Origin of the sequence: Aureimonas fodinaquatilis, assembly GCF_008369445.1 — a bacterium.
Lineage (GTDB): Bacteria > Pseudomonadota > Alphaproteobacteria > Rhizobiales > Rhizobiaceae > Aureimonas > Aureimonas fodinaquatilis.
The window spans coordinates 1,083,274-1,107,739 of record NZ_VTWH01000001.1; the positions used below are offsets into that span (position 1 = coordinate 1,083,274).

Sequence of the window (24,466 nt, forward strand, 5' to 3'; positions counted from 1 at the left end):
GGCGTGACTGATGGCAAATCTGGTAGAAACGGCACTGGCTGACGGCGTTCTGGCAATTCGTCTGAACCGGCCAGATAAGAAAAATGCCTTGAACCAGCCAATGTATGCCGCGCTGACTGAAGCCTTTGCCAAGGCTGATGCGGATGCTCAAGTGCGGGCAATTCTTATGGAAGGTGCACCCGGTGCCTTCTGCGCCGGTAACGACATTGCCGATTTTGCCAGCTATGCGCAAACTGGCGAAGGAATAGAGCACACATTCACCTTCATTCAGGCGCTGGGGCAGGTGAACAAGCCGCTGGTTGCCGCAGTGGACGGCCTGGCCATTGGCATTGGCACAACAATGTTGTTTCACTGCGACCTTGTTTATGCAGCGCCGAATGCAATGTTTCGCACCCCGTTTCTGGACCTGGGCGTGGTGCCGGAAGCCGGGTCCAGCCTTTTGGCACCGCGCATTATGGGTCGGCAAAAGGCCTTTTCCCTATTGGTCATGGGCGATGCTTTCAGTGCCACGCAGGCAGAAGCGGCCGGTTTTGTAACCGCAATAGTGCCCAGCGAAAATTTGCACGAGACCGCGCTGAATGCGGCAATGAAACTTGCCAAAAAACCACCACAAGCTCTTGAAATTACACGCAATCTTCTGCGCGGTGACCGGCAGGATATTGTGGAACGCATTGCGCAGGAGGCCAAGCACTTTGAAAAGCGTTTGAAGTCGCAGGAAGCGCAAGCCGCATTCGCTGCCTTTATGGCGCGGTCTTCTTCTGCCGCACGTGGCGGATAAGCAGGAACAGGGCAATTGCTGCTGCCGCTGCGCCTGCCACAAACACGGTGTGGCGGCCAAAATGCAGGTAATGTTCAAACTTCGCCCCGAAATAATAGGAAGCGAGGGTCCAGAAACCCGCCCATAGCAAAGCGCCGCTTGCATTGGCCAGAAAAAACCGCAGCCAATGCATGCCGGTGATGCCCGCGACAATGCCATTAAGCTGACGCAAAACTACGAAAAATCTTGCAAAAACAACAACCCACGCGCCATAGCGGAGAAACTGCTTCTCCACCGCGGCAAAGCGTGGTTCGGTCAGGCCAATTTTCTGGCCATAACGGGAGATGATCGGCCTTCCCACCACCCGGCCAACAACATAACCCAGATTATCGCCCAGCACGCCGCCGGCCCAGGCGGCCAGAAACACCGTCACAATATCCAACTGGCCTTGCGCTGCCAGCAGGCCCGCTGCAATCAACAGGCTTTCACCAGGCAAGGGAACGCCGGTGGATTCAAAGAAGATGATGACGAAAATAACAATTGCGCCATAGGCATGGAGAAAGCCGATCACTTCATGCATTCAGACTTCCCCCCGATCATCATGCGGCTTTACTTGTCGCGCACCAGCAGCGCAACCGCTTCCACGTGGTGTGACCACAGAAACTGATCGATTGGCGTGGTTGAGACAAGCCGAAAGCCGCCATCCAGCAAAAGTTTGACATCTCTTGCCAAAGTCAGCGGATTGCACGACACGGCTGCAACGCGTTGTACGCTGGAAGCTGCAAGCTCGATAGCCTGCGCTTCAGCTCCGGCACGCGGCGGATCGAACACCACCCCTTCAAATCTGGAAAGCTCCTTGCGTGTCAAAGGTCGCCGGAACAGATCGCGACGTTCGGCTGTCAGTGGCTTGAGGCCATTGGCCACGCGCCGCGCCTGATCCATCACTGCCAGGGCCGGTGCGTCACTTTCCACAGCGTGGGTTGCGTGATTTCGGGCAAGCCGCAGGGCAAAAGTCCCGATACCGGAAAACAGATCGGCAACGGTTTTCAGGCCCGTCATATGACCGGTAACCAATTCTGCCATGGCGGTTTCAGCGCTGGCTACCGCCTGCAGAAAACCACCGGGCGGAAACGATACCGGTATGGTGCCGGCCATGATCATCGGCCTGGCATATTCAATCAGAATTTCGCCATTGACCGACAAGCGTGCAATGCCCGCGGCGGCTGTGGCGCTGATGGCCGCCGCCCGCGTCTTGTCATTCAGCTTTGCGCCGGTTTCAATGGCAACATCCAGCCCCTGGCCGGTTGCCGCCACCGTCAGGCGTGTTTCGCCCTTGCGGTCCAGCATCAGGCTGGACAGGCGGCGCAAAGGCTCAAAGGCCGCAACGATTTCCGGCACCACAACAAGGCAGGTTTCAATCGGCACAATGCGGTTGCTCATCGCCTCGTGAAAGCCGAACATCAACCGTGGGCCAGCCCTGACGGCGGAAAACACGGCGCGGCGGCGACTGGCCGGTGCGCAGGGAACCAGCGGCTGCACCTCCGTTTCGATTGACACGCGCCGATAGGCCTCGATCACCAGATCGCGTTTGAAAGCGGAATAGACTGCCGGGCTCGCATGCTGCAATTCACAGCCGCCGCACAGGGTGAAATGCGGACAGGGCGCATCCCGGCGCTCGGGCGAAGCCAGTTCAATTTCCTCAATGGTCGCCCGCTGACCGCTGCGGCGGGCCAGCACGCGCTCACCCGGCAGGGAGTAGGGCACATAGGCAAGTCCGCCCGCTCCACGGCCAATGCCGTCGCCCTTGGCGCCCAATGTCTCAATGCTGATTGTTTCTGTCACGCCTTGCGCCCTGCCAACAAAAATTCAAGATTACCATCACCGCCTTCGATGGGTGAAGGCAGAATGCCTATGGATGTCCAGCCAGGCTGATCACTCAGCCAGTCTGCCAATGATTGTGCGATTTCATGTCCCAGCGATCTGTCACGCACGATGCCGCCTTTGCCAATTGCACTTCGGCCAGCCTCAAACTGCGGCTTGATCAGAAATATTCCGACTGAGCCCGGTGCGGCCAGGTCCAGCGCCGGCGGAAGTGCCAGCTTGAGCGAGATGAAGCTGACATCAGAAACCAGAAGATTGATATCGCGATGCTCAGCCGGTGCCAGCGCCAGATGGTCCCGTGTCAGCTCGCGCGCATTCAGCCCATCAATACGTGTCACGCGCGGGTCGTTTGCAATGCGAGGATGCATCTGCCCATGGCCCACATCAATGGCCACGCAATGTGCCGCTCCGTGGTTCAGCAGAACCTGTGTAAAGCCGCCGGTCGACGCGCCAACATCCAGAGCGTGACGCCCGGTGACCGAAAGCTGAAAGCCACTGAGCGCCGCTTCCAGTTTCAGCGCTGCGCGCGAAACATAGTCGCCGGCCGGGTCGCTTACCGCAATATCCGCATCGTGAGCTACAAGCTGGCCCGGCTTGGCAACAGGCTGACCATTGACCGCAACATGGCCGCGCATGATGGCGTCTCGTGCTCTGGCACGGCTTTCACACAAGCCGCGCTCTGCCAACAGAACATCCAGACGTTGCCGTAAACCTTCGCTCACGCTTGCAGAACGCGCTTGCCGCTTTCGCCCAACGCGCGGAACACGCAGTCAACAATGCCCGCCTTGTCCAGACCAGCCTTTTGCAGCATTGCTTCCGGCGCTGCATGCTCAACAAAACTGTCAGGCATGGTCATGGGCCGCACTTTCAGCCCGTGGTCCAACAAACCGTTGCGCGCCATATATTCCAGCACCTGTGCAGCAAACCCGCCGCTTGCACCTTCTTCCAGCAAAACCAGCACTTCATGGTGCTGCGCCAGTTGCCGTATCAGATTTCCATCCAGCGGTTTGGCAAAACGCGCATCGGCAACCGTGGTGGAAAGGCCGAAACTGTCCAGCTCATCCGCTGCTGCCAAAGCATCAGACAGCCGCGCGCCAAAGGAAAGAATGGCCACTTTCGACCCCTCACGCACAATTCTGCCCTTGCCGATTTCCAGCGCCTGGCCACGCGCCGGCAGGTCCACCCCTGTACCATTGCCACGCGGATAGCGAAATGAAATCGGGCCATCGTCGTACACAACCGCTGTGCGCACCATGTGCCGCAACTCTGCCTCATCGGCCGCTGCCATAACCACCATGCCCGGCAGGGGGGCCAGAAACCCGGTGTCGAACGAGCCTGCATGCGTTGGCCCGTCCGCACCGACAAATCCCGCACGGTCAATGGCAAAGCGCACTGGCAGGCTTTGTATGGCAACGTCGTGCACGATCTGGTCGTAAGCGCGTTGCAGGAACGTTGAGTAAATGGCGCAGAAGGGTTTGTAACCCTCACTTGCCAGACCCGCAGCAAATGTTACCGCATGCTGTTCGGCAATGCCGACGTCAAAGCTGCGTGTGGGGAATGCCTCACCAAACAGATCCAGCCCGGTGCCATTGGGCATGGCAGCATTGATGGCAACGATCTTGTCGTCATCCCGTGCTTCATCAATCAAACTCTGGGCAAAAACCCGCGTATAGCTGGGCGCGTTGGCCTTGGCCTTTGCCTGTTCCCCCGTAACCACGTCAAATTTGCTGACACCGTGATATTTGTCGGCAGAAGATTCGGCCGGGCCATAACCTTTGCCCTTCTGCGTGACAACGTGAACGAGGATGGGGCCCTCGGTCGCGTCGCGCACGTTTTTCAGCACCGGCAGCAAATGGTCCAGGTCATGGCCGTCAATTGGCCCGACATAGTAAAAGCCGAGTTCTTCAAACAGTGTGCCACCTGTCAGGAACCCGCGCGTGAACTCTTCGGTTCTGCGCGCACCCTCCCGCATGAATTCGGGCAGATGGTCGGTGATCTGCTTGGCGCGGTGACGCAGCGAACGGTAGGTCTTGCCGGAAACCAGCCGGGCAAGATAAGCGCTCATTGCTCCGGTCGGCGGTGCAATCGACATGTCATTGTCGTTCAAAACAACAATCAACCGTGCATCCAGCGCCCCGGCGTTGTTCATCGCCTCATAGGCCATACCGGCAGACATGGCGCCATCGCCGATTACCGCCACAACATTGTTGCGCCTGCCCGACAGATCACGCCCGACTGCCATGCCAAGCCCGGCGGAAATGGAGGTTGAAGAGTGGCCCGCGCCAAACGGATCATAGTCGCTTTCTGCGCGTTTGGCGAAGCCGGACAACCCGTTTTCCTGCCGGATACTGCGCATGCCCTTGCGGCGACCGGTCAGGATTTTGTGCGGGTAGGCCTGATGTCCGACATCCCAGATCAGCCTGTCTTCCGGCGTGTTGAACACATAGTGCAACGCGACCGTCAACTCCACGACACCCAGCCCGGCACCCAGATGCCCGCCGGTTTTCGACACGGCCTCGACAAGGTCTTGCCGCACCTCTTCCGCCACCTGCTTCAGGCGGGATTCCGGTAAGGCACGCAAATCAGCCGGAGAGGCGATCGCGTCCAGCAAAGGTGTATCTGGCATATCCGACACGGAGGAGCTTAACCTTTCAAACTCAGCCGCCACGTCAGGCGCTGACATTGTTTCAACATGCCGTTGTTTTGAGGCATTTTAAAGCTGATTGTAGAAGATGGTTCTTTAAACCGGGAAAGGCAGGGCTTTCCGCTCACTTATTGACGATGTTTTTAACATAGTGTGTTCAGGCGGGGTCCAATGGCTCGGTGCCCACAGGCTTGCCGCGCGCCAGCTTGATTTTCTCCACCTTGTCTTCGGCGGCTGTCAGCAGTTTTTCAGAATGCGCCTTCAGCTTCTCGCCCCGCTCGTAAATGCGAATGGCGGTTTCCAGGGGAACATTGCCGCGCTCCAGATCCGAGACGATTTTTTCCAGCGCGGCCAGCGCGGCTTCAAAACTGAGCTGTGCGATGTCGCTGTCATCTGCTGGAATGGCAATTGTGTTGTCAGACATGTCTTTTCCTATCCGGTCATCAATCGCTGGACATGGGCTGCGACCGATTTTCCAAGGCCGGTCAGATCGTAGCCACCTTCCAATACGGAAACCAGCTTGCCACCGCAAAAACGATCCGCCACGCCCATAAGCTGCGCGGTGGCCCAGCTGAAGTCGTTTTCCGTCAGATTGATTTCTGCCAGCGGGTCGCGGTGATGCATATCGAACCCAGCTGAAATGATCAGAAAATCCGGCTGAAAATCATTCAGCGCAGGCAGAACTCGGCTGGTGAAGGCTTCACTGAACGCCTCACCACCATCGCCTGCGCGCAGCGGCGCATTAAAAATATTGCCAGCGCCAGTTTCCGAAACTGCACCGGTGCCCGGGTAAAGCGGCATCTGATGCAGCGAGGCATAAAGCACGCTTGGGTCTTCCCAGAAAATGTCCTGGGTGCCGTTGCCGTGGTGCACATCCCAATCCACGATAGCCACGCGGGAGGCACCATGGCGGGTTTGCGCATAGCGGGCCGCAATGGCGGCCTGATTGAACAGGCAGAACCCCATGGCTGTTTCACGCTCGGCGTGGTGGCCGGGCGGCCTTGCCGCCACAAAACCATTATCGATTTCGCCGGAAAACACATCATCAACCGCTGCGCATGCCGCGCCAACGCCGTACAGTGCTGCCGCGAAGCTGCGCGGGCTGACAATCGTGTCATCATCAATGCGCGCCAGCCCCTCGGACGGAGTGGCCTTGGCTACGCGGCGCACGTAGGTTTCAGGATGGCAAAGATAGACATCCTGCAAGCGACCTTCGGGCGCTTCCTCGCGCTCCAACAGGTGAAACGTCTCGTCCTCCAGCGCCGATTCCACAGCGCGCATGCGCTCCGGCCGCTCCGGGTGCCCCGGTCCGGTCAGATGCTCGGCAAAAATAGCGTTGTGGTAGAGGCGCGTTTTCATCCACGCCCTGTCTGGCCACGGTGGCGCAAATAGTGGTCGGCGATTGCACATGCCACCATTGCCTCGCCAATCGGCACCGCTCGAATGCCCACGCAGGGATCATGCCTGCCCTTGGTCATCACATCCACCTCCTGTCCATCCGCATCAATTGAGCGGCGTGGGGTTAGAATGGATGATGTAGGCTTGACGGCAAAGCGGGCAATAACCGGTTGGCCGGTGGAAATGCCGCCCAGAATGCCACCTGCGTGATTGGACAGGAAAACCGGCTTGCCGTCCGGGCCGATACGGATTTCATCGGCATTTTCTTCGCCGGACAGCGTAGCTGCCAGAAAGCCGTCACCAATTTCAACGCCTTTTACAGCGTTGATCGACATCAGATTGCCGGAAATGTCCTGGTCCAGCTTGCCATAGAGCGGGGCACCGAGGCCGGGCGGAACGCCCTCGGCCACGACTTCAACCACGGCGCCGATTGAAGAGCCGGACTTGCGCACTTTGTCCAGGTCTTCCGCCCAGAGTACGGCAGTTTCCGCGTCGGGGCAGAAGAACGGGTTGTTATCAACCTCTGCCCAATCAAATCTTTCACGTGCAATGGCGCGGCTGCCAATCTGCACCAATGCTGCGCGCACCTGAAGTCCCGGCACAATTTTTCGGGCAATTGCGCCTGCTGCAACCCGTGTTGCGGTTTCCCGCGCAGAGGACCGTCCACCACCGCGATAATCGCGCACGCCATATTTCATGTCGTAGCTGATATCGGCATGTCCTGGGCGGTAGCGGCGAGCGATATCGGAATAATCCTTCGACCGCTGATCGACATTGCGAATTTCCATGGCGATCGGCGTGCCGGTGGCAACCAGCGTGCCATCGGCTTCTTCCATCACCCCGGACAGAATTTCAACCGTGTCCGGTTCCTGCCGCTGCGTGGTGTAGCGCGACTGGCCGGGGCGCCGCTTGTCCAGAAATGACTGAACTTCGGCGCGAGTGAACCGCAGGCCAGGAGGAGTGCCATCAACAATGCAGCCAATGGCCACGCCGTGGCTTTCACCAAACGTGGTAACGCGGAAAAGATGGCCGAAACTGTTGTGCGACATGAAACCTCTATACAGGCGCGCTTTTGCTGCGCCGGTTTTAGGCAGGCTGCGGCCATGCGTCAAATCATTAAGCGTACCCAAGCATTTCTCGTTGAAGCGAGTTCGCTTCAACGGCAAGACAATGCGACAAAGTAAAGAGTCTTTGCATTTCTCGTTGAAGCGAGTTCGCCTCAACGGCAAGACAATGCGACAAAGTAAAGAGTCTTTGCATTTCTCGTTGAAGCGAGTTCGCCTCAACGGCAAGACAATGCGACAAAGTAAGGGCTTTGTATTTCTCGTTGAAGCGAGTTCGCTTCAACGGCAAGACCCGTTAAACCGGGCATCAGTCTGAATTTGCGGAACTGCGCTAAACCCAGCTGACCTGACCGTTTTCGAATTTCAGGATCCTGTCCTGAAAGACAGCGCTGTGCGCGGCCTTTGCACCGGGGGTGGCCGCATATAGTTTAAGGAAAATTCGGCTGATGCCGCCATGAGCGACAACAATGGTGGGCCGCTGCAGCGCTTCGAACACGGGTTGCGCCCTTTCTGCCAGCATCTGATACGATTCACCCTCTGTGCCCGGTGGCACAAAATCCCACTTATGCGCTTTGCGCTCACGAATGGCGGGCATGTCGTGCTCGGCAATCTGGGCCAGTGTGTAGCCCTGCCAATCGCCGAAATTCAGCTCCATCAAACGCGGATCGGTGGCAAAATCCTCTTCCGGCAGGCTGCATTCCCGCCGAATGATGCGCATTGTTTCGCGGGTGCGGGCGAGGGGGCTGGCCAGAAAGTCGAAACCGGCAATTCCCTCTCCCAGCACGTTGCGCAGATACCGCCCGTTGCGTTTGGCCTGAGCGCGGCCAAGATTGTTCAATGGCGTGTCGATCTGCCCCTGAATACGGCCCACCGCATTCCAGTCCGTCTGGCCGTGACGGCACAGGTAAATCAGGGGAAGGATCGCTGTCATCAGGATATGGTCAGTCCTTGATGACAGAAATGTCCGGCGCATCAACCGCCTTCATGCCAACAGTGTGGTAGCCCGAGTCAACATGATGCACTTCGCCGGTCACCGCGGTGGACATATCGGACAGAAGATAGAGTGCCGATTGGCCAACCTCGTCAATGGTGACTGTGCGCTTGAGCGGCGAGTTGTACTCGTTCCACTTCAGAATATAGCGGAAGTCGCCAATGCCTGATGCGGCCAGTGTTTTGATGGGGCCGGCGGATATGGCATTAACGCGAATGGCCTTGCTGCCAAGGTCAACTGCGAGATAACGTACCGATGCTTCCAGCGCTGCCTTGGCAACGCCCATGACATTGTAATGCGGCATCACTTTTTCGGCGCCGTAGTAAGTCAGCGTCAGAATGGAGCCGCCATTCACCATCATTTTTTCAGCACGCTGGGCAATGGCCGTCAGCGAATAGACCGAAATCAGCATGGTCTTGGTGAAATTGCCCTCGCTCGTGTCCACATAACGTCCCGTCAGCTCATCCTTGTCGGAAAAGCCGATGGCATGGACGACAAAATCCAGCGAGTCCCACTGCTTTTCCAGCGTCTCGAAAACCGCATCAATCGTGCTGGCATCGGAAACATCACAATGTCCGGCCAGCACAGCACCCAACTCGGAGGCCAGCGGTTCGACACGTTTTTTCAGAGCGTCTCCCTGCCAGGTCAGAGCAATTTCCGCACCCTGTTCGGCCAATGCGCGGGCAATGCCATAGGCGATTGAACGATTGTTGGCGACGCCCAGTATCAAACCGCGTTTACCAGCCATTAGGCCGTTTGCTTCCGCCATGGGCGCGCTCCTTCAAGCAATGTAATGCACGTTATTTCAGGCAACTCGTGATTTTTGGGTAAACAACGGGCCGCATCATTTAAAAAATCAGGCGCGGTGCCAAAAGGTGAAGTGATTCCACCCGTTTTCGGCAACGCGCTTTCGCGGCGCGGTATGGCATAGGCCGAACTTCCCGACAAGTTCACGCTTGGCAACGCAGTGACATGCTTCGAGAGCAGGAGGCTTTATTCGGCGGCAGTGCTTTTCACTCTGCTTTCCATAAACTGCATGAGCTCTTCATCTTTGTTTTCAGGCAGAACAATTTCCAGCGTTATCAACATGTCGCCGCGCTCGCCGCCCTTTTGCGTCAGGCCTTTGCCCCGCAGCCGCAAAGTTTTTCCCGAGTTTGACCACGGTGCAATTTTGGCAGCAACGCGTCCGTCCAGCGTTTCGACCATAAGCCGCCCGCCCAGAATCGCGGTTTCCAACGGCAGTTCTGCACGCAACAGAAGGTCGCGTCCGCGCAACGTAAAACGCGGGTGTTCAGCAAAGGAAATTGTGATCAGCGCATCGCCATCCTTGCCGCCGGGAACCGGTGCCGGCTGCCCCTGACCGCGCAGGCGAATCGTCTGGCCGTCTTCCACCCCATCCGGCAGGCGGATAGCAAGGCGTTTGCCGGTGGGGAAAACCGCCTCAACCTTTTCGTCGCTGATCACGTCTTCCAGCCGAACCCGCAAGGTGGCGCGGATGTCTTCACCCTTCATATTGGCAGGGCGACGCTGCCTTGAGCGCGCACCCGCGCCGCCAAAAGCCTGTTCGAAAAAATCGGAAAAGCCGCTGGCATCACCCTCAAAGCCGCCGCGCCCGCCAGCGCCGAAGGGATTGCCACCAAAATTCTGGCCGCCACCGCCGCCAAACGGGTTGCCGCCGCTGAACCCCTGAAATTTCGGCTTGCCGTCGGCGTCAATCTCGCCCCGATCAAACTGACCGCGCTTTTCCTTGTCGCCAAGGATTTCATAAGCCTGATTGATGTCGTTGAAGCGCGCGCTCGCCTGAGGATCGTTGGAATTGGCATCCGGATGATACTTTTTTGCAAGTTTGCGAAAAGCCGACTTTATTTCACTTTCGCTGGCCGTTCTGGCGACACCAAGCACAGAGTACGGGTCTTGCATTCCTGATCTATCCTTCTGCTCAATAACGGCGCGCTTGCGTGCTGAAAGCTATGGCACAGTTTTGCGTCAATTGCTCTATTTTGCCATTTATATGGCAAGTCACAAGCGCTGCGTTAAGAGCCAGGTCAGGCCAAATCAGCCCGCTTCGGAGAATTGGGTCAAAACCCAGTCACCGGCTCCCGCCGTGCAGGCTTGTCCGGAATAAAGGGCAATGCCGTCAAACCGCTGGCGCGACGTGGTGAAGCTGCGGCAAATTGCCGGGCCTGTGCGCACCTCGGAAATTGCGGTGATGGTTCCAAAGGCACCGGTTTGCGCATTGGCCCAGGGCAGGGGTTCCATTCCGCTGCCCAGTTTGGCGGCGGAAACCGCATTGCGCACAGTGTTGCCGTCAGAAAGCTGATCTGCATCACCCGCCGGGGGTGGCACTTTGGCAGGGCGGGCTATGGATGAGGTGATGGTGCTGTGGTCAATCATATCTTCCAGCCCACCACCGGCAATGGTGCAACCACCCAGCATAAGCGCGGCCACACCAAAAAGCCCGCATGCTGCACCTCGTACAGCCTGGAGCGGATAGTTTTCTTTGCTGAAAGCCACAAACCCCATTAGGTTTCCCAAAAACTCAAGCAGGAGATTGCGGAAACTATGAGTCGTCCGACATTAACAAGGGATGAACTGGGGCAAGATCCCATAGTCGCGTTTGAAACATGGTTAAAGCTTGCCCGCGAGACCGAGCTGAATGACCCGACCGCGATGTCGCTTGCCACCGTGGATTCCAATGGATTTCCGGACATTCGCGTGGTTCTCATGAAGGGATTCGACGAGCGGGGCTTTGTTTTTTATACCAACTTTGAAAGCGCCAAGGGGCGTGAATTGTTGGAAAACCCGGTTGCTGCACTGTGTTTCCACTGGAAATCGCAACGCCGCCAGGTGCGTGTGCGCGGAACCGTGGAAGTGGTGAGCGATGCGGAAGCGGATGAGTATTACGCCACCCGCCCACGCGCCAGCCGTATTGGCGCCTGGGCATCAGACCAGTCGCAACCTTTGGCCGACCGGGCCGTTTTTGAGCAGCGAATCAGCGAATATGAACAGCAGTTTGGCACTGGAGATATTCCACGCCCTCCGCGCTGGTCCGGTTTTCGCATTGTGCCTGTTGAAATCGAGTTCTGGCAGGACTGTTCTTTTCGCCTGCATGACCGCTTTCGTTTCACGCGGGATGCGGCTGGCAACTGGCAGGCCCAACGCCTCTATCCATAACAGTTGACCAACTGACGCCGGGGCAGGGCCGCAGCGTCAGTTCCACTCACGCAGAACAAGCTGAAAATGCTTCAGGTCTGTGTGCCGCCCAGCGTCATTTTGTCCATGCGCAAATGGGGCTGGCCAACACCCACCGGCACTCCCTGACCCGCCTTGCCGCACATGCCGATGCCGTGATCCAGCGCCATGTCGTTCCCCACCATGGAAACGCGGTGCATTGCATCCGGGCCATTGCCAATCAACATGGCACCCTTGACCGGCTCGGCCACTTTGCCATTGCGAATGCGATAGGCTTCCGTGCAGGCGAAAACGAACTTGCCGGATGTGATGTCCACCTGTCCTCCACCGAAGGACACGGCATAGATGCCGTCTTTGACCGAAGCGAGAATTTCATCTGGCGTGTAACCACCCGACAGCATGATTGTGTTTGTCATGCGCGGCATTGGCGCATGAGCGTATGACTGGCGTCTGCCATTGCCAGTAGCGCTCATACCCATCAGCCGGGCATTCTGCCTGTCCTGCATGTAACCGACCAGCCGACCATTCTCGATCAGCACGTTGCGGGCAGTTGGTGTGCCTTCGTCATCAATGGTCAATGAGCCGCGCCGTTCAGCCAACGTGCCATCATCCACCACGCTGACACCCGGAGCTGCCACCATTTCACCCATCAGGCCGGAAAAGGCCGAGGTTTTCTTGCGGTTGAAGTCGCCCTCCAGGCCATGGCCCACGGCCTCGTGTAGCATGACGCCCGGCCAGCCTGCGCCCAACACAATATCAAAAGTGCCGGCGGGGGCGGGCACTGCTTCCAGATTGACCAGCGCCTGTGCCAGAGCGGCATCTGCCATGGCTTGCCAGTTGCCGGTTTCCAGATAGCCCTGAAAGCCGATGCGACCGCCGCCACCGGCAGAACCGCTTTCGCTGCGATCACCCCGCCCGGCAATAACCGAAACGTTCATGCGCACCAGCGGCCGCACATCCCGCACCAGTCTTCCATCGGCGCGCAGTATTTCCACCACCTGCCATTGTGCACCCAGTGAAACAGAGACCTGGCGAACGGCCGGGTCTTTCTGCCGCAGATAGGCATCTATTTCCTGAAGCAGCCGCACCTTTTCATCAAAGCCGGGGGAGGGAATTGGGTTTTCCTCACCATAAAGCTTGCGATTGGTGCCTTCCGGCCCGGATGCAACCTGGGGCGAGTAGCCGGAGGTTACTGCTGCGACTGCATCGGCTGCGCGGCCTAATGCAGCGGCAGAAAATTCACCTGAATGGGCAAAGCCCACAGCTTCGCCAGCAACCGCGCGCATGCCGAAGCCCTGATCGGTGGAGAAATTGCCCGCTTTCAGCCGGCCATTGTCAAAAACCAGCGATTCCTGCTCGCGATATTCCAGAAAAAGCTCGCCATCATCGGCGCGATGCAAGGCTGCAGCCAATCGGCTGCGCAGCTTTTCCTGCGAAATATCAAAGCGGTCTATCAAAGAAAATGTCATGAAACTCTCATCATGATGGCGCAGATTTTCCGCGGCCGATCAGGTGCTATTTGAGTGCGGCAAAGCCCTCGGCAAAGCCGGTCAATTCAACTGGAATGCCAATTCCCTGTTCCGGCGTCTGGAACACAATGAAGGTGGCCGACGAACCGGAGGACAAGGTTTCCCGCAAGGTCGGGTCCAGAATCACCTCGGCATAGCAGCCATCTTCAAAGCAGCGGACAAATTGCGCCCGGCCAATGTCTTTGCCGTCGATATAAAGACCGAGGCCGTTTGGCAGCAAAATGCCAAGTGGTGCCAGCACCCGCAGAATTTCCGCCTGACCATCGGCTGTTTTCAGCACCAGAATGGAAAGGCCGATTTCCGGACGGTCATCGGCAACCACATTCTGAAGAAGTGCGCATTGTTCTTCCGGGGCGCCGGCAGGCTGCTCGCAGACAAGTGACCATTCGCCATGCGTGGAGCGAACGGCACCCGTGGTGCCCGATTGCGCCAGGGCAGCAACCGGCAGAACCGCCAGAGTGGTACATAGTGTAATCAGTCGCAAAAAAGTGTGCATTTGATTTTGAAATCCGAATCAAACCCGCCAAGTCAGCGTTTGTTACAATGGTTATGCGATGCCTTTAGGGCGCTGCAAACCCCTGATTCAAATCGAATCGCTCGCTTCAATGCAAGAATGGGTCTAAACTTGTGGCGCGAATGGGCAGGGTTTGCTATCGGGTCACCGAAGACATTCCATTGTGATCGTCCGGTGATTTGCACTTGTTGCGAAACGGGCGGTTTCGTGGTTTTAAGCGGGCCGGCCAGTTGCACATTGGCGGCATTTCAAGTTTCGGGTCATCTGGCCCTGCACCGAAAACGCCGCCAGCGCTTGACGGTTAATCGGGAATATCCTCGCGGGGAGAGCATTTCGTGAAGAGAACATTTATTGCTAGCGCGATGCTTGCCGCTACGCCGGCTGTCGCATCAGCTCAGGAAACGGCGCTGCCTGGTCAGCCGCATCCCTGGCAGCTGGGTTTGCAAGAGGCAATGTCGCCAATTGAAGCGCAGATCCATTGGTTCAGTACCTACACTCTGTGGTTTATTGTCCCGATCGTAATTTTCGTCGCCTTGCTTCTGGCATGGTGCATCGTGCGCTACAGCGCCAGCCGCAACCCGAACCCTTCACGTGTAAGCCATAACACTCTGATCGAAGTGATCTGGACTCTGGCGCCAGTGCTGATCCTGCTGTGCCTTGCCATTCCATCCTTCCAGCTTCTGACAGCGCAGTACAACCCGCCGAGCGAGCCTGAACTCACCGTCAAGGCAACCGGATATCAGTGGTACTGGGGTTATGAATACCAGGCTGAAGAGGTTGTAGCCGAGGGTGAAGAGGCTGCTGAGCCAGTGTCATTCCTGTCTTATATGCTGCAGGAAGGCGATCGCGATTCCTCCGGCAAGGAAAACATGAATCTCTATCCACGACTTCTGGCGGTGGACAATGAGATGGTTGTTCCGGTCAACACGGTTATCCGCCTCCTGACAACATCGGGCGATGTGGTGCATTCCTTTGCCGTGCCGTCATTGGGCGTCAAGGTTGACTCGGTTCCCGGTCGCATGAACGAATATTGGTTCATGGCCGAGCGGGAAGGCATTCTCTACGGCCAGTGTTCAGAACTTTGCGGCCGCGACCATGCCTTCATGCCAATCGCCGTGCGGGTAGTGAGCAAAGAGCAGTTTGCCAACTGGCTGGCTGCCGCCGCTGAAAATCTTGATACCGCAAATGAGCAGTTGAACGCTGAAATCGAAGCCGCAAGCGGCCTCGACGTTGCGGCTCGCTGACCTGAAATCAAAGCGTTCAACGGAGACTGACATGGCGAACGCCTCTTCCCATCAAGCCCATGAGCACAAAATCCCGACAGGGTGGGTGCGCTGGGTGAATTCTACCAACCACAAGGACATCGGTATTCTTTACCTGGTGTTCTCAATCATTGCGGGTTTGATTGGCGGCAGCTTGTCGATTGCCATCCGTGCTGAATTGCAGGAGCCTGGGCTTCAGTTTTTTGGCGACCCTGCATTGTTCAACGTGTTCACCACGGCCCACGGGCTTATCATGGTGTTCTTCGTGGTTATGCCTGCGGTGATTGGCGGCTTCGGCAACTATTTCGTGCCAATCATGATTGGCGCACCGGACACGGCTTTCCCCCGCGTGAACAACATCGCGTTCTGGCTGCTGGTCCCATCTTTCCTCTTGTTGATCCTGTCGCTTTTCGTGGAAGGTGCTCCGGGTTCTGTGGGCGCTGGCACGGGCTGGACGCTTTATCCGCCGCTATCAACATCGGGCCACCCCGGGCCGGCGGTTGATCTTGCCATTTTTGCGGTTCACCTTTCCGGTGCGTCGTCAATTCTCGGCGCAATCAACATGATCACCACCATCCTGAACATGCGCGCTCCGGGCATGACGCTGCACAAGATGCCTCTGTTTGCATGGTCGCAGCTTGTAACCGCATTCCTGCTTTTGCTGTCGCTGCCGGTTCTGGCTGGCGCCATCACCATGCTTTTGACAGACCGTAACTTCGGCACGACATTCTTCTCGCCTGAAGGCGGCGGTGATCCGATCCTGTACCAGCATCTTTTCTGGTTCTTCGGTCATCCGGAAGTGTACATCATGATCTTGCCAGCGTTTGGCATTGTCAGTCACATCATCTCGACCTTCTCGAAAAAGCCAGTCTTCGGCTATCTCGGCATGGCCTATGCCATGATCGCCATCGGCGTTGTTGGCTTCGTTGTGTGGGCGCACCACATGTACACCACGGGCATCTCGCTCAACACGCAGCGTTATTTCGTGTTTGCAACCATGGTGATTGCGGTGCCAACCGGCATCAAGATTTTCTCGTGGATTGCAACAATGTGGGGTGGGTCAGTCACTCTGCGCACGCCAATGTACTGGGCAATCGGCTTCATCTTCCTGTTCACCGTTGGCGGTGTCACAGGCGTAAAGCTGGCCAATGCCGGTATGGATCGTGTTCTGCACGACACCTACTACGTGGTTGCGCACTTCCATTACGTTCTGTCGCTGGGTGCTGTTTTCGGTATTTTCGCGGGCTGGTACTACTGGTTCCCGAAGATGAGCGGGTACATGTACAACGAGTTCATCGGAAAGCTGCATTTCTGGGTCATGTTCATCGGCGTTAACGTCGTGTTCTTCCCGCAGCACTTCCTTGGTGCTGCTGGCATGCCACGCCGCTACGTCGACTATCCGGATGCATTTGCCGGCTGGAACTATGTTTCCTCCATCGGTTCCTACATCTCAGGCGTTTCGGTGCTGATCTTCCTCTACGGTGTGTATGAAGCATTCCGCGTCAAGCGCGTTGCCGGCAACAATCCGTGGGGACCAGGTGCGACAACGCTGGAATGGCAGCTTTCTTCGCCACCACCATTCCACCAGTGGGAAGAGCTTCCACGCATCCGCTGATCGGCGGAATGACATGATACCGCTTCGCCCTCATGGGCGGGGCGGCCCGCATTCAAGACCGGTCAGTCGGTTTTACGCAATTCAGGTAGAATGAAGGTCAGTATTTTGAGCGCTACCGATTTCAGCCATAACGCAATCAGCAGGCCGGGCATCAGCCTTGCCGGGCCAGGTGATTTCATCAGCCTGCTCAAGCCACGCGTCATGTCTCTGGTCATGTTGACCGCTGTTACCGGCTTTGTGCTTGCTCCAGGTTCGGTTCATCCCGTGCTCGGCTTTATTTCGCTTCTGGCCATCGCTTTGGGCGCGGGTGCTTCCGGCGCGCTAAACATGTGGTACGACGCAGATATAGACCGGCTGATGTCCAGAACGGCCAAGAGGCCCGTTCCCTCCGGGCGTATCACCGCGGAGGCGGCGTTGGCATTCGGCCTGTCGCTCTCAATTTTTTCCGTGCTGCTTCTGGGGCTTGTGGCAAACTGGTTTGCTGCTGGGTTTCTGGCGTTCACCATCTGGTTTTACGCTGTATTTTACACCATGGCTCTCAAGCGCCGCACCACGCAGAACATTGTGATTGGTGGTGCAGCGGGTGCTTTCCCGCCCATGGTTGGCTGGGCCGTTGTGACAGGCGGCGTATCGCTGGAAAGTTTTGTTCTTTTTCTCATCATCTTCCTCTGGACGCCACCGCATTTCTGGGCGCTGGCACTGTTCAAAATGGGAGATTATGGCAAGGCTGGAGTTCCGATGCTGCCCAATGTGGCTGGCACTGCTGCAACTCGCCTGCAAATTTTCGTATACAGCCTCATTCTCGTACCTGTCGGGGTTGCGCCTTACCTTCTGGGCTTTGCCAGCCCGGTCTATGGTGTGGTTTCGGCACTGCTCGGCCTGAATTTTCTGCGTCATGGTCTGGCTGTGTTCCGCATGAGCGATCAGGATGAGGAAATGCTTCCGGCCAAGAAGCTGTTTCGTTTCTCGATCGTTTATCTGTTTTCGCTGTTCGTGCTTCTTCTGATAGAAGGTGTGATAGAGCGATTTGTTGGATTTGGTGGATTTTGACATGGCGGATGAACCAATCATTCTGACACCGGAAGAACGAAAGGCACAGCGCAAGCGGTCGATTGCGATCGGGCTTTTTCTCGCAGTGCTGGTCGTCGTCTTTTATGTCGTTGCGGTCATCAAGATAGGAGACTCGGTTTGACGGAATCGACATCCGCTCGGAAAGCACCATCCAAGGCGAGCCTGGCGCGCCGCGGTCGCAATATCGGTTTTGGCTGCCTGTTGTTTGCGTTTGGCATGCTTGGCGCCGCCTATGCGTCTGTTCCGCTCTATGAGTTGTTCTGTCAGGTAACGGGTTATGGTGGCACAACCCAACGGGCCGAGGCTGGGTCTTCCGTTGTGCTGGACAGGACGATCAATGTCCGGTTCGACGCCAATTCATCCTCGGCTGTTCCGTGGACATTCCAGCCAGTTGAGCGGCAGGTCACCGTCAAGTTGGGTGAAACGCGGCAGACGGCCTTTCGGGTTCGCAACAATTCGGACAAGCCGATTGTTGCCCAGGCCACATTCAACGTAACGCCACTGGCCGCGGGTGTCTATTTCAACAAGCTGTATTGCTTCTGCTTTGACGAGCAGACATTGCAGCCGGGCGAAGATATTGAAATGCCGATTGTGTTCTTCGTTGATCCGGCGATGCTGGACGTGGAAGAGCTCAAGAGCGGGCCAACGATAACACTGTCTTACACTCTGTTCCCTATCGACACCGGTGACGAGCCTGTTGCTGCTGTGCCGGCCAAGGGCAAGGTGCGGGACCAGTTGTAAAAACTTATGACCGCAAGTTGGCTTGCGGTTGCAGCCACATGACCGGAGGCCGTTGCCTCTGGTTGCAATGAAACAGACGGGCGCTTCCGCTGGCTTGCCGGGCGGAAATGTCGGGGACAAGGACTAGACGGGGCCCGGTTCGCCAGATCAGGCGGGCTGCTTCGAATGTGGGAAACGAAATGGCACAAACGCACGAAAAGCATCATGACTATCACGTCATAGACCCCAGCCCATGGCCATTCGTTGGTTCAGTGGGTGCATTCATCCTGCTTTTTGGCGCGGTTGCCTGGTTCCGCGACCTGAACGGCTTGCCGTTTGCTTTTGGCGGGCTTGATCTGGCAACGCCGTGGATCTTCTTCATCGGCCTGGCAATTGTGCTCTACACCATGTTTGCCTGGTGGTCGGATTGCATCAAGGAAAGTCATCAGGGCTTCCACACCCGCGTTGTTTCACTGCATTTGCGCTATGGCGTTATCATGTTCATCGCCTCTGAGGTGATGTTCTTTGTTGCCTGGTTCTGGGCATTTTTTGACGCAAGCCTGTTTCCGAATGAAGCTGTGCAGTATCAGCGAGTGGATGCGCTCGGCGGCCAGTGGCCACCTGCCGGTCTGGAAGTGATCGACCCGCTGCACCTGCCGCTGTTCAACACCATTACGCTTCTCTTGTCCGGCACAACGGCCACCTGGGCGCACCACGCAATGCTGGAAGATGATCGCAAGTCGCTGATCACCGGCCTGGCGCTGACCGTGCTGCTTGGCGTTATCTTCTCTTATGTTCAGTACTACGAATATGTGCATGCGCCATTTGCATTCGGCGGTTCGATCTATGGTTCGACATTCTTCATGGCAACGGGCTTCCATGGCTTCCATGTCATTGTCGGCATCATCTTCCTGGCGGTATGTCTGCTGCGCGCCATTCGCGGCCACTTCACATTGCATAAGCACTTTGGCTTTGAGGCTGCGGCGTGGTATTGGCACTTTGTTGACGTCGTATGGCTCTTCCTGTTCTTCGCGATTTATGTGTGGGGCAGCTGGGGCGCGCCAATACATTGAGTTCGTCTGAACAGATGCAAAGGCGGCTCCCTGGAGCCGCCTTTTTCGTTTTTGAGGTATCGGAAATGACCGGTCAGCATGTTGCCACAGATCAGCGCGACGCGCTTAAGCGCGCTCTGAAGGGGCGGTGTCCATATTGCGGCGAAGGGCGGCTGTATGCGGGTGCGTTGAAGCTTGAAACGCGATGCAACCATTGCCATGCGGATTTGACGCCGCTGGATCAGGCCGATGGTCCGGCATTTTTCGGTATGATCATCATTGGTATGCTGGTTACCGGTCTGGCGCTGTATGTGGAGGTCGCATATATGCCGCCTTTCTGGGTGCATTTTCTGCTGTGGATTCCATTTACGGCAATCATCACATTGCCCCTGTTGCGTCTGTTCAAAAGTCTGATGGTTGGCATGCAGTATCGCCATAAGGCTGCAGAAGGTGTCTGGACACGTGGTGACCCCAAATAAAACTGTAGCCGGGCAGGAGAGTGCCAAGCCATTCATGTCGCCTGTCCGTTTCTGGACAGCGCTGGTGCTGGGGCTGGTCTCTCTGGCTATCCTGATCAGCCTGGGTACATGGCAGGTGGAGCGGCTTGGCTGGAAACAGGATCTGATCGCCAAAATCGAAGACCGTGCCAACGGGCCGGTTCTTTCTTTCGACGAGGTATCGGCACTCTTTCAAGATACCGGTGATGTTGACTACGTGCCGATCCGGGTCAGGGGCCGGTTTGACCACACGGCAGAGCGGCATTTTCTCTCAACCTACAAAGGTGAATCCGGTTGGAACATTTTTACACCGCTGATACTGGATGACGGATCAGACGCCATTTTCATCAATCGGGGTTTTGTGCCTTATCCTGCCAAGGATCCTGCGAAGCGGGCTGAGGGGCAGATAGCAGGTGAGGTGGAGGTTGACGGGCTTGCCCGCAACCCCGCGCTTGAGAAGCCGGATCTCGATTTCACCCCGGACAATGATCTGGCTGAGAATACGTTTTTCTGGAAGAACCTGCTGGAAATGGCGCAGGGTGTGGAGTTGCCGGAAGGTGTGAAATTGGCACCGTTTGTGGTGGATGCCAAGGCATCAGAGGTTCCTGGCGGCTATCCGACGGGCGGCCAGACGATCATCACCATTCCCAACAACCATCTGGAATATGCAATCACTTGGTATGGCATCGCCGCCATGCTCGGTGGGCTTCTGGTTTTTCTGGTTGTTCAGCAGCGGCGGGGAGGTTGAAGAGTTTTGGGGCACCGAGCATTTTACGCCTCAACGCGGGACCAGGCGGCAAGGTGAAGGGTGAAGGCGTTTCGAGTGATCGAAAAATCACATGACAGGCAATAGAAAAGGCGGGTAGTGCTAGCCAGCATGCTCCGGTTGAGAACAGGGTGTCCAATTTGCAGTCCAGACCAAAGCTGACAATCCGCCTGTGCGAGCCAAGAGGGTTCTGTGCCGGAGTGGACAGGGCAATTCAGATTGTTGTTCTGGCGCTGAAGAAATACGGCACGCCCGTTTATGTGCGGCATGAAATTGTCCACAATAAATATGTGGTCGAGGGGCTGCGCGGTATGGGCGCGGTTTTCGTCAAGGAATTGACCGACATTCCCGATGACGGCCAACCGGTTGTATTTTCGGCGCATGGTGTGCCCAAATCCGTGCCAGCCGAGGCTGAGCGGCGCGAAATGTTGTATCTGGATGCAACTTGCCCGCTTGTGTCCAAGGTTCACAAACAGGCAATGCGGCACATGCGTCTGGGGCGACAGGTTCTGTTGATTGGCCACCGCGGCCATCCGGAAGTTGTTGGTACCATGGGGCAACTGCCCGATGGCGCCGTCATTTTGATTGAGACAGAAGAGGATGTGGCGCAGTTCGAACCCGCTGATCCTGCAATGCTGGGCTTCGTTACACAGACCACGCTGTCAGTGGATGACACTGCGGGCATCATTGTTGCGCTTCAGAAAAAATTTCCGCTGCTCAGTGCTCCCTCTTCAGAATCCATCTGCTATGCCACAACCAACAGGCAGGATGCGGTGAAAGCGGCTGCACCGGAAACGGATCTGTTTTTTATTGTCGGCGCGCCAAACTCTTCCAATTCACGGCGTCTGGTCGAAGTGGCGGAGCGCGCCGGGTCCAGGCGCGGCTTGCTGGTGCAGGGCAAGATGGATCTGCCATGGCAGGATATTGGCCCGGATATGGTGATCGGCATGTCGGCTGGCGCATCAGCGCCGGAAATCCTCACCGATGATATTCTGGACTCCCTGCGCGAACGGTTTGATGTGACGATTGAACTGCTGCAAACGGCCATTGAAACCGAAAACTTCCCGGTCATGCGCAGCATTCGGGATGTGCCGCTTGAGACAGAGGATATGGCCTTTGTGAACGGCCATCGGCAGGCCTCTAATGGAAGTGTTGCGTAAATGGCTGTCTACACAGATGTGTCCGAAAATGAGGTGACGGCATTTCTGGCCGATTACGGTCTGGGTAAGCTGTTATCTTATAAGGGCATCGCAGAGGGCGTGGAAAATTCCAATTTTCTGCTTAGGGCAGAGGGTGGAACCTATATTCTGACGCTTTATGAAAAGCGGGTGGACAGGAATGATCTGCCGTTTTTCATCGGGTTGATGGAGCATCTGGCGGCCGAGGGCCTGTCGTGCCCGTTGCCGGTGAAGAACAGTCATGGACTTGCACTGGGCGAACTGGCGGGCCGGCCTGCTGCCTTGTTCACATTTCTGGAGGGAATGTGGACACGCCGCCCAACGGCTGGACAGGCATGGCAGGTGGGAGAAGCGCTTGCGGGCATGCATCTGAAGGGGCAGGACTTTGCCCTACAGCGTCCAAACGCCCTTTCGGTTGCCGCATGGCGTCCACTTTATGAAGGGTGCGGGCCGCGCACAGCCGAGGTTGAAGCAGGCCTTTCGGCGGAAATTGAATCGGAACTGGCATTTCTGGAGGCCAACTGGCCCAGCAACCTGCCAACCGGAGTCATCCACGCCGATCTTTTCAACGACAATGTATTTTTTCTACAAGGCGAATTGTCCGGGCTGATTGATTTCTATTTCGCCTGCAATGACATTCTGGTCTACGACCTGGCGATCTGCCTCGGGGCCTGGTGCTTCGAACAGGATGGTGCGTTCAACATCACCAAGGGCCGCGCCATGCTGGAAGGATATAATTCCGTGCGGAGCCTTTCCGTAGAAGAGCTTGAGGCCCTGCCGATCTTGTGCAGGGGCGCTTCCATGCGGTTTATGCTGACGCGCCTGTATGACTGGATCCACATTCCGGATACTTCGTTCGTGACCAAAAAAGATCCGAAGGAATATTTGCAGAAATCCCGGTTTCACCGGCAAGTTCGCAGTGTGGCAGATTACGGCTTTACATCGCAATTGCTGAACCAATGACGAAGCGCGTGGAAATTTACACCGACGGGGCGTGTTCGGGCAATCCTGGCCCCGGCGGTTGGGGAGCCATTTTGATCTACGGCGCATCGCGCAAGGAGTTGAAGGGCGGGGAATCGCCGACCACAAACAACCGTATGGAGCTGCTTGCTGCCATCCGGGCGCTGGAAGCTTTGAACCGACCATCGGCGGTGGATATTCATTCCGATTCACAATATCTGCGCGATGGCATAACCAAGTGGATATTCGGCTGGAAACGCAACGGCTGGAAAACAGCGGACAAAAAGCCGGTCAAAAATGCCGAGCTGTGGCAGGAGCTGGACGCGTTGCGGCAGCAACATGACGTGACGTTCCATTGGATCAAGGGCCATGCTGGCCATGAGTTGAACGAGCGAGCGGATGAGCTGGCGAGGGAGGGCATGGCGCCTTTCAAGGCGGCGGTGGCAGGCACTGTATAGACTCGCGGAGTGACGACGGTCTCTGCCGAACTAAACCCTGAGTTGAGTTTTTATATTATATTCTATTCTATTTTTAGCAAATGATTACTTAGTACATTTAATAATAAGTTGAAGATATGTAGTTTATCATGGTAGTTATATTTCAGGTTGATTTATAATGCAGCCTCCGTAAGGACGAGCGAGTATCTCATTATTATGTCTCAGGCTAATTCCACGATCGTGAAACCCGTTGGGAAAACGATAAAGCATCGAACTATTTCCTCCGCTGTAGCAGACCAGCTTCGCCAGCAAATAGTTGCTGGCGAGTTGAAGGCTGGCATGCAGCTTCGCCAGGACACTTTGGCAGCAACTTACGGGGTTAGCCGCATCCCGGTGCGCGAAGCTCTCATGCAGCTTGAATCCGAAGGGCTGGTCAAAATCGCGCCGCATCGTGGCGCGGTCGTTTCGGCACTTTCGGTTGATGAGCTGGAAGAGGTGTTTTCGCTGCGGCTTCTTCTGGAGCCGCGTCTGCTGAAAAGCTCTGCACCCCATCTGACGGTAGATGACTACCGTAATCTCGACCTTCTGCTGGCCGAGTATTCACACAATCTGGACGTGAACAATGTTCAGCTCTGGGGTGAACTGAACACCAAGCTGCATATGCTATTGTACAGCCATGCAGCACAACCGCGCTCCTCGGCCATTATCCTCAACCTCTTGCAGGAGTCCGATCGGCATACGCGTCTGCAATTGATGCTGCCGGGGGCTATCGCCCGTGCGCGTGATGAGCATGGCCAGATTGTCGAATTGTGCCGGTCCGGGAAGATCAAGGAAGCGTGCATTCTGCTCAAGGCACATATTGAATATTCGGGCCGGTCATTGGCCGAATATCTTGGGTCCAGATAGGCTGGATCTTGCCGACAGAGCGCTTGTGCATG

Annotated in this window: 27 protein-coding genes; 14 read left to right on the plus strand and 13 right to left on the minus strand. The window is 56.6% G+C overall.

What is annotated here, in order from left to right; genetic code table 11:
* The first annotated feature begins 10 nt into the window (after positions 1-10).
* Positions 11-778 carry a crotonase/enoyl-CoA hydratase family protein gene (locus tag FPY71_RS05090; RefSeq protein WP_149298206.1) on the plus strand — a complete coding sequence of 256 codons (768 nt, stop codon included), beginning with the start codon at positions 11-13 and terminating at the stop codon, positions 776-778.
* Here FPY71_RS05090 and FPY71_RS05095 read toward each other — a convergent pair.
* From FPY71_RS05095 to FPY71_RS05145, 11 genes are all read right to left on the minus strand, one after another.
* Entirely contained in the window at positions 741-1,337 is a 597-nt protein-coding gene (locus tag FPY71_RS05095; protein ID WP_149298208.1) for a DedA family protein, read from the minus strand. The genes FPY71_RS05090 and FPY71_RS05095 overlap by 38 nt on opposite strands.
* Positions 1,338-1,366: 29 nt before the next feature.
* Positions 1,367-2,599 (minus strand): class I SAM-dependent RNA methyltransferase, encoded by a 1,233-nt coding sequence (locus tag FPY71_RS05100; protein WP_149298210.1) that lies wholly within the window; start codon positions 2,597-2,599, stop codon positions 1,367-1,369.
* Positions 2,596-3,360, minus strand: coding sequence for a TlyA family RNA methyltransferase (locus FPY71_RS05105; protein ID WP_149298212.1), 765 nt, complete (start codon positions 3,358-3,360; stop codon positions 2,596-2,598). Before FPY71_RS05105 ends, FPY71_RS05100 begins: the two co-directional genes overlap by 4 nt.
* A complete protein-coding gene (gene dxs / locus FPY71_RS05110; protein WP_149298712.1) occupies positions 3,357-5,264 on the minus strand; it encodes a 1-deoxy-D-xylulose-5-phosphate synthase in 1,908 nt (635 codons plus the stop codon). The genes FPY71_RS05105 and dxs overlap by 4 nt, the downstream gene beginning before the upstream one ends.
* 175 nt (positions 5,265-5,439) lie before the next feature.
* Positions 5,440-5,706 (minus strand): exodeoxyribonuclease VII small subunit, encoded by a 267-nt coding sequence (locus FPY71_RS05115; protein WP_149298214.1) that lies wholly within the window; start codon positions 5,704-5,706, stop codon positions 5,440-5,442.
* Between the two features lie 8 nt (positions 5,707-5,714).
* Positions 5,715-6,641, minus strand: coding sequence for a histone deacetylase family protein (locus FPY71_RS05120; protein WP_149298216.1), 927 nt, complete (start codon positions 6,639-6,641; stop codon positions 5,715-5,717).
* Positions 6,638-7,729: a chorismate synthase gene (gene aroC, locus FPY71_RS05125; protein ID WP_149298714.1), complete on the minus strand. Its 1,092-nt coding sequence runs from the start codon at positions 7,727-7,729 to the stop codon at positions 6,638-6,640. The genes FPY71_RS05120 and aroC overlap by 4 nt, the downstream gene beginning before the upstream one ends.
* 346 nt (positions 7,730-8,075) lie before the next feature.
* Complete coding sequence (locus tag FPY71_RS05130) at positions 8,076-8,675, minus strand: histidine phosphatase family protein (protein ID WP_149298218.1); 600 nt, start codon at positions 8,673-8,675, stop codon at positions 8,076-8,078.
* A 10-nt stretch (positions 8,676-8,685) separates the two neighbouring features.
* On the minus strand, positions 8,686-9,504 hold the full coding sequence (fabI, locus tag FPY71_RS05135; RefSeq protein WP_149298220.1) for an enoyl-ACP reductase FabI: 819 nt from the start codon (positions 9,502-9,504) through the stop codon (positions 8,686-8,688).
* A 224-nt stretch (positions 9,505-9,728) separates the two neighbouring features.
* On the minus strand, positions 9,729-10,655 hold the full coding sequence (locus tag FPY71_RS05140; RefSeq protein ID WP_149298222.1) for a DnaJ C-terminal domain-containing protein: 927 nt from the start codon (positions 10,653-10,655) through the stop codon (positions 9,729-9,731).
* Positions 10,656-10,790: 135 nt separating this feature from the next.
* Positions 10,791-11,249 (minus strand): RT0821/Lpp0805 family surface protein, encoded by a 459-nt coding sequence (locus tag FPY71_RS05145; RefSeq protein ID WP_188052210.1) that lies wholly within the window; start codon positions 11,247-11,249, stop codon positions 10,791-10,793.
* A gap of 36 nt (positions 11,250-11,285) precedes the next feature.
* Between FPY71_RS05145 and pdxH the strand changes: the two genes are divergently transcribed.
* Entirely contained in the window at positions 11,286-11,909 is a 624-nt protein-coding gene (pdxH, locus tag FPY71_RS05150) for a pyridoxamine 5'-phosphate oxidase (RefSeq protein ID WP_281287486.1), read from the plus strand.
* A 71-nt stretch (positions 11,910-11,980) separates the two neighbouring features.
* On the opposite strand, the gene tldD is transcribed toward pdxH, so the two are convergent.
* Positions 11,981-13,396, minus strand: coding sequence for a metalloprotease TldD (gene tldD, locus FPY71_RS05155; RefSeq protein ID WP_149298227.1), 1,416 nt, complete (start codon positions 13,394-13,396; stop codon positions 11,981-11,983).
* 46 nt (positions 13,397-13,442) lie between these two features.
* Complete coding sequence (locus FPY71_RS05160) at positions 13,443-13,952, minus strand: invasion associated locus B family protein (protein ID WP_149298229.1); 510 nt, start codon at positions 13,950-13,952, stop codon at positions 13,443-13,445.
* Positions 13,953-14,332: 380 nt separating this feature from the next.
* Between FPY71_RS05160 and coxB the strand changes: the two genes are divergently transcribed.
* From coxB to FPY71_RS05220, 12 genes are all read left to right on the plus strand, one after another.
* Positions 14,333-15,214: a cytochrome c oxidase subunit II gene (gene coxB, locus FPY71_RS05165; RefSeq protein ID WP_149298716.1), complete on the plus strand. Its 882-nt coding sequence runs from the start codon at positions 14,333-14,335 to the stop codon at positions 15,212-15,214.
* A 31-nt stretch (positions 15,215-15,245) separates the two neighbouring features.
* On the plus strand, positions 15,246-16,847 hold the full coding sequence (gene ctaD, locus FPY71_RS05170) for a cytochrome c oxidase subunit I (RefSeq protein WP_149298231.1): 1,602 nt from the start codon (positions 15,246-15,248) through the stop codon (positions 16,845-16,847).
* A 90-nt stretch (positions 16,848-16,937) separates the two neighbouring features.
* Positions 16,938-17,897, plus strand: a complete 960-nt coding sequence (locus tag FPY71_RS05175; RefSeq protein WP_149298233.1) for a heme o synthase — start codon at positions 16,938-16,940, stop codon at positions 17,895-17,897.
* Position 17,898: 1 nt separating this feature from the next.
* Entirely contained in the window at positions 17,899-18,039 is a 141-nt protein-coding gene (locus FPY71_RS05180; protein ID WP_149298235.1) for a protoheme IX farnesyltransferase, read from the plus strand.
* On the plus strand, positions 18,036-18,659 hold the full coding sequence (locus tag FPY71_RS05185; RefSeq protein ID WP_342791228.1) for a cytochrome c oxidase assembly protein: 624 nt from the start codon (positions 18,036-18,038) through the stop codon (positions 18,657-18,659). Before FPY71_RS05180 ends, FPY71_RS05185 begins: the two co-directional genes overlap by 4 nt.
* Before the next feature lie 179 nt (positions 18,660-18,838).
* Positions 18,839-19,711 carry a cytochrome c oxidase subunit 3 gene (locus FPY71_RS05190; protein WP_149298237.1) on the plus strand — a complete coding sequence of 291 codons (873 nt, stop codon included), beginning with the start codon at positions 18,839-18,841 and terminating at the stop codon, positions 19,709-19,711.
* 65 nt (positions 19,712-19,776) lie between these two features.
* Complete coding sequence (locus FPY71_RS05195) at positions 19,777-20,169, plus strand: DUF983 domain-containing protein (RefSeq protein WP_149298238.1); 393 nt, start codon at positions 19,777-19,779, stop codon at positions 20,167-20,169.
* On the plus strand, positions 20,156-20,935 hold the full coding sequence (locus FPY71_RS05200; protein WP_246160133.1) for an SURF1 family protein: 780 nt from the start codon (positions 20,156-20,158) through the stop codon (positions 20,933-20,935). The genes FPY71_RS05195 and FPY71_RS05200 overlap by 14 nt, the downstream gene beginning before the upstream one ends.
* A 149-nt stretch (positions 20,936-21,084) precedes the next feature.
* A complete protein-coding gene (gene ispH / locus FPY71_RS05205) occupies positions 21,085-22,113 on the plus strand; it encodes a 4-hydroxy-3-methylbut-2-enyl diphosphate reductase (RefSeq protein WP_149298240.1) in 1,029 nt (342 codons plus the stop codon).
* Positions 22,114-23,094 carry a homoserine kinase gene (locus FPY71_RS05210; RefSeq protein ID WP_149298242.1) on the plus strand — a complete coding sequence of 327 codons (981 nt, stop codon included), beginning with the start codon at positions 22,114-22,116 and terminating at the stop codon, positions 23,092-23,094. It abuts the gene before it with no gap.
* Positions 23,091-23,549 (plus strand): ribonuclease HI, encoded by a 459-nt coding sequence (gene rnhA / locus FPY71_RS05215; RefSeq protein WP_149298244.1) that lies wholly within the window; start codon positions 23,091-23,093, stop codon positions 23,547-23,549. Before FPY71_RS05210 ends, rnhA begins: the two co-directional genes overlap by 4 nt.
* Positions 23,550-23,744: 195 nt before the next feature.
* Positions 23,745-24,434, plus strand: coding sequence for a GntR family transcriptional regulator (locus FPY71_RS05220; RefSeq protein ID WP_149298246.1), 690 nt, complete (start codon positions 23,745-23,747; stop codon positions 24,432-24,434).
* Positions 24,435-24,466 lie beyond the last annotated feature (32 nt).

What these genes read in the sequence shown, in the direction of transcription:
- FPY71_RS05090 (WP_149298206.1), top strand. Translation starts at nt 11, where the DNA reads ATGGCAAATCTGGTAGAAACGGCACTGGCTGACGGCGTTCTGGCAATT.
- FPY71_RS05095 (WP_149298208.1), bottom strand. Translation starts at nt 1,337, where the DNA reads ATGCATGAAGTGATCGGCTTTCTCCATGCCTATGGCGCAATTGTTATT.
- dxs (WP_149298712.1), bottom strand. Translation starts at nt 5,264, where the DNA reads ATGCCAGATACACCTTTGCTGGACGCGATCGCCTCTCCGGCTGATTTG.
- FPY71_RS05115 (WP_149298214.1), bottom strand. Translation starts at nt 5,706, where the DNA reads ATGTCTGACAACACAATTGCCATTCCAGCAGATGACAGCGACATCGCA.
- FPY71_RS05120 (WP_149298216.1), bottom strand. Translation starts at nt 6,641, where the DNA reads ATGAAAACGCGCCTCTACCACAACGCTATTTTTGCCGAGCATCTGACC.
- aroC (WP_149298714.1), bottom strand. Translation starts at nt 7,729, where the DNA reads ATGTCGCACAACAGTTTCGGCCATCTTTTCCGCGTTACCACGTTTGGT.
- FPY71_RS05130 (WP_149298218.1), bottom strand. Translation starts at nt 8,675, where the DNA reads ATGACAGCGATCCTTCCCCTGATTTACCTGTGCCGTCACGGCCAGACG.
- fabI (WP_149298220.1), bottom strand. Translation starts at nt 9,504, where the DNA reads ATGGCGGAAGCAAACGGCCTAATGGCTGGTAAACGCGGTTTGATACTG.
- FPY71_RS05140 (WP_149298222.1), bottom strand. Translation starts at nt 10,655, where the DNA reads ATGCAAGACCCGTACTCTGTGCTTGGTGTCGCCAGAACGGCCAGCGAA.
- tldD (WP_149298227.1), bottom strand. Translation starts at nt 13,396, where the DNA reads ATGACATTTTCTTTGATAGACCGCTTTGATATTTCGCAGGAAAAGCTG.
- FPY71_RS05160 (WP_149298229.1), bottom strand. Translation starts at nt 13,952, where the DNA reads ATGCACACTTTTTTGCGACTGATTACACTATGTACCACTCTGGCGGTT.
- coxB (WP_149298716.1), top strand. Translation starts at nt 14,333, where the DNA reads ATGCTTGCCGCTACGCCGGCTGTCGCATCAGCTCAGGAAACGGCGCTG.
- ctaD (WP_149298231.1), top strand. Translation starts at nt 15,246, where the DNA reads ATGGCGAACGCCTCTTCCCATCAAGCCCATGAGCACAAAATCCCGACA.
- FPY71_RS05175 (WP_149298233.1), top strand. Translation starts at nt 16,938, where the DNA reads ATGAAGGTCAGTATTTTGAGCGCTACCGATTTCAGCCATAACGCAATC.
- FPY71_RS05180 (WP_149298235.1), top strand. Translation starts at nt 17,899, where the DNA reads ATGGCGGATGAACCAATCATTCTGACACCGGAAGAACGAAAGGCACAG.
- FPY71_RS05190 (WP_149298237.1), top strand. Translation starts at nt 18,839, where the DNA reads ATGGCACAAACGCACGAAAAGCATCATGACTATCACGTCATAGACCCC.
- FPY71_RS05195 (WP_149298238.1), top strand. Translation starts at nt 19,777, where the DNA reads ATGACCGGTCAGCATGTTGCCACAGATCAGCGCGACGCGCTTAAGCGC.
- FPY71_RS05210 (WP_149298242.1), top strand. Translation starts at nt 22,114, where the DNA reads ATGGCTGTCTACACAGATGTGTCCGAAAATGAGGTGACGGCATTTCTG.
- rnhA (WP_149298244.1), top strand. Translation starts at nt 23,091, where the DNA reads ATGACGAAGCGCGTGGAAATTTACACCGACGGGGCGTGTTCGGGCAAT.
- FPY71_RS05220 (WP_149298246.1), top strand. Translation starts at nt 23,745, where the DNA reads ATGTCTCAGGCTAATTCCACGATCGTGAAACCCGTTGGGAAAACGATA.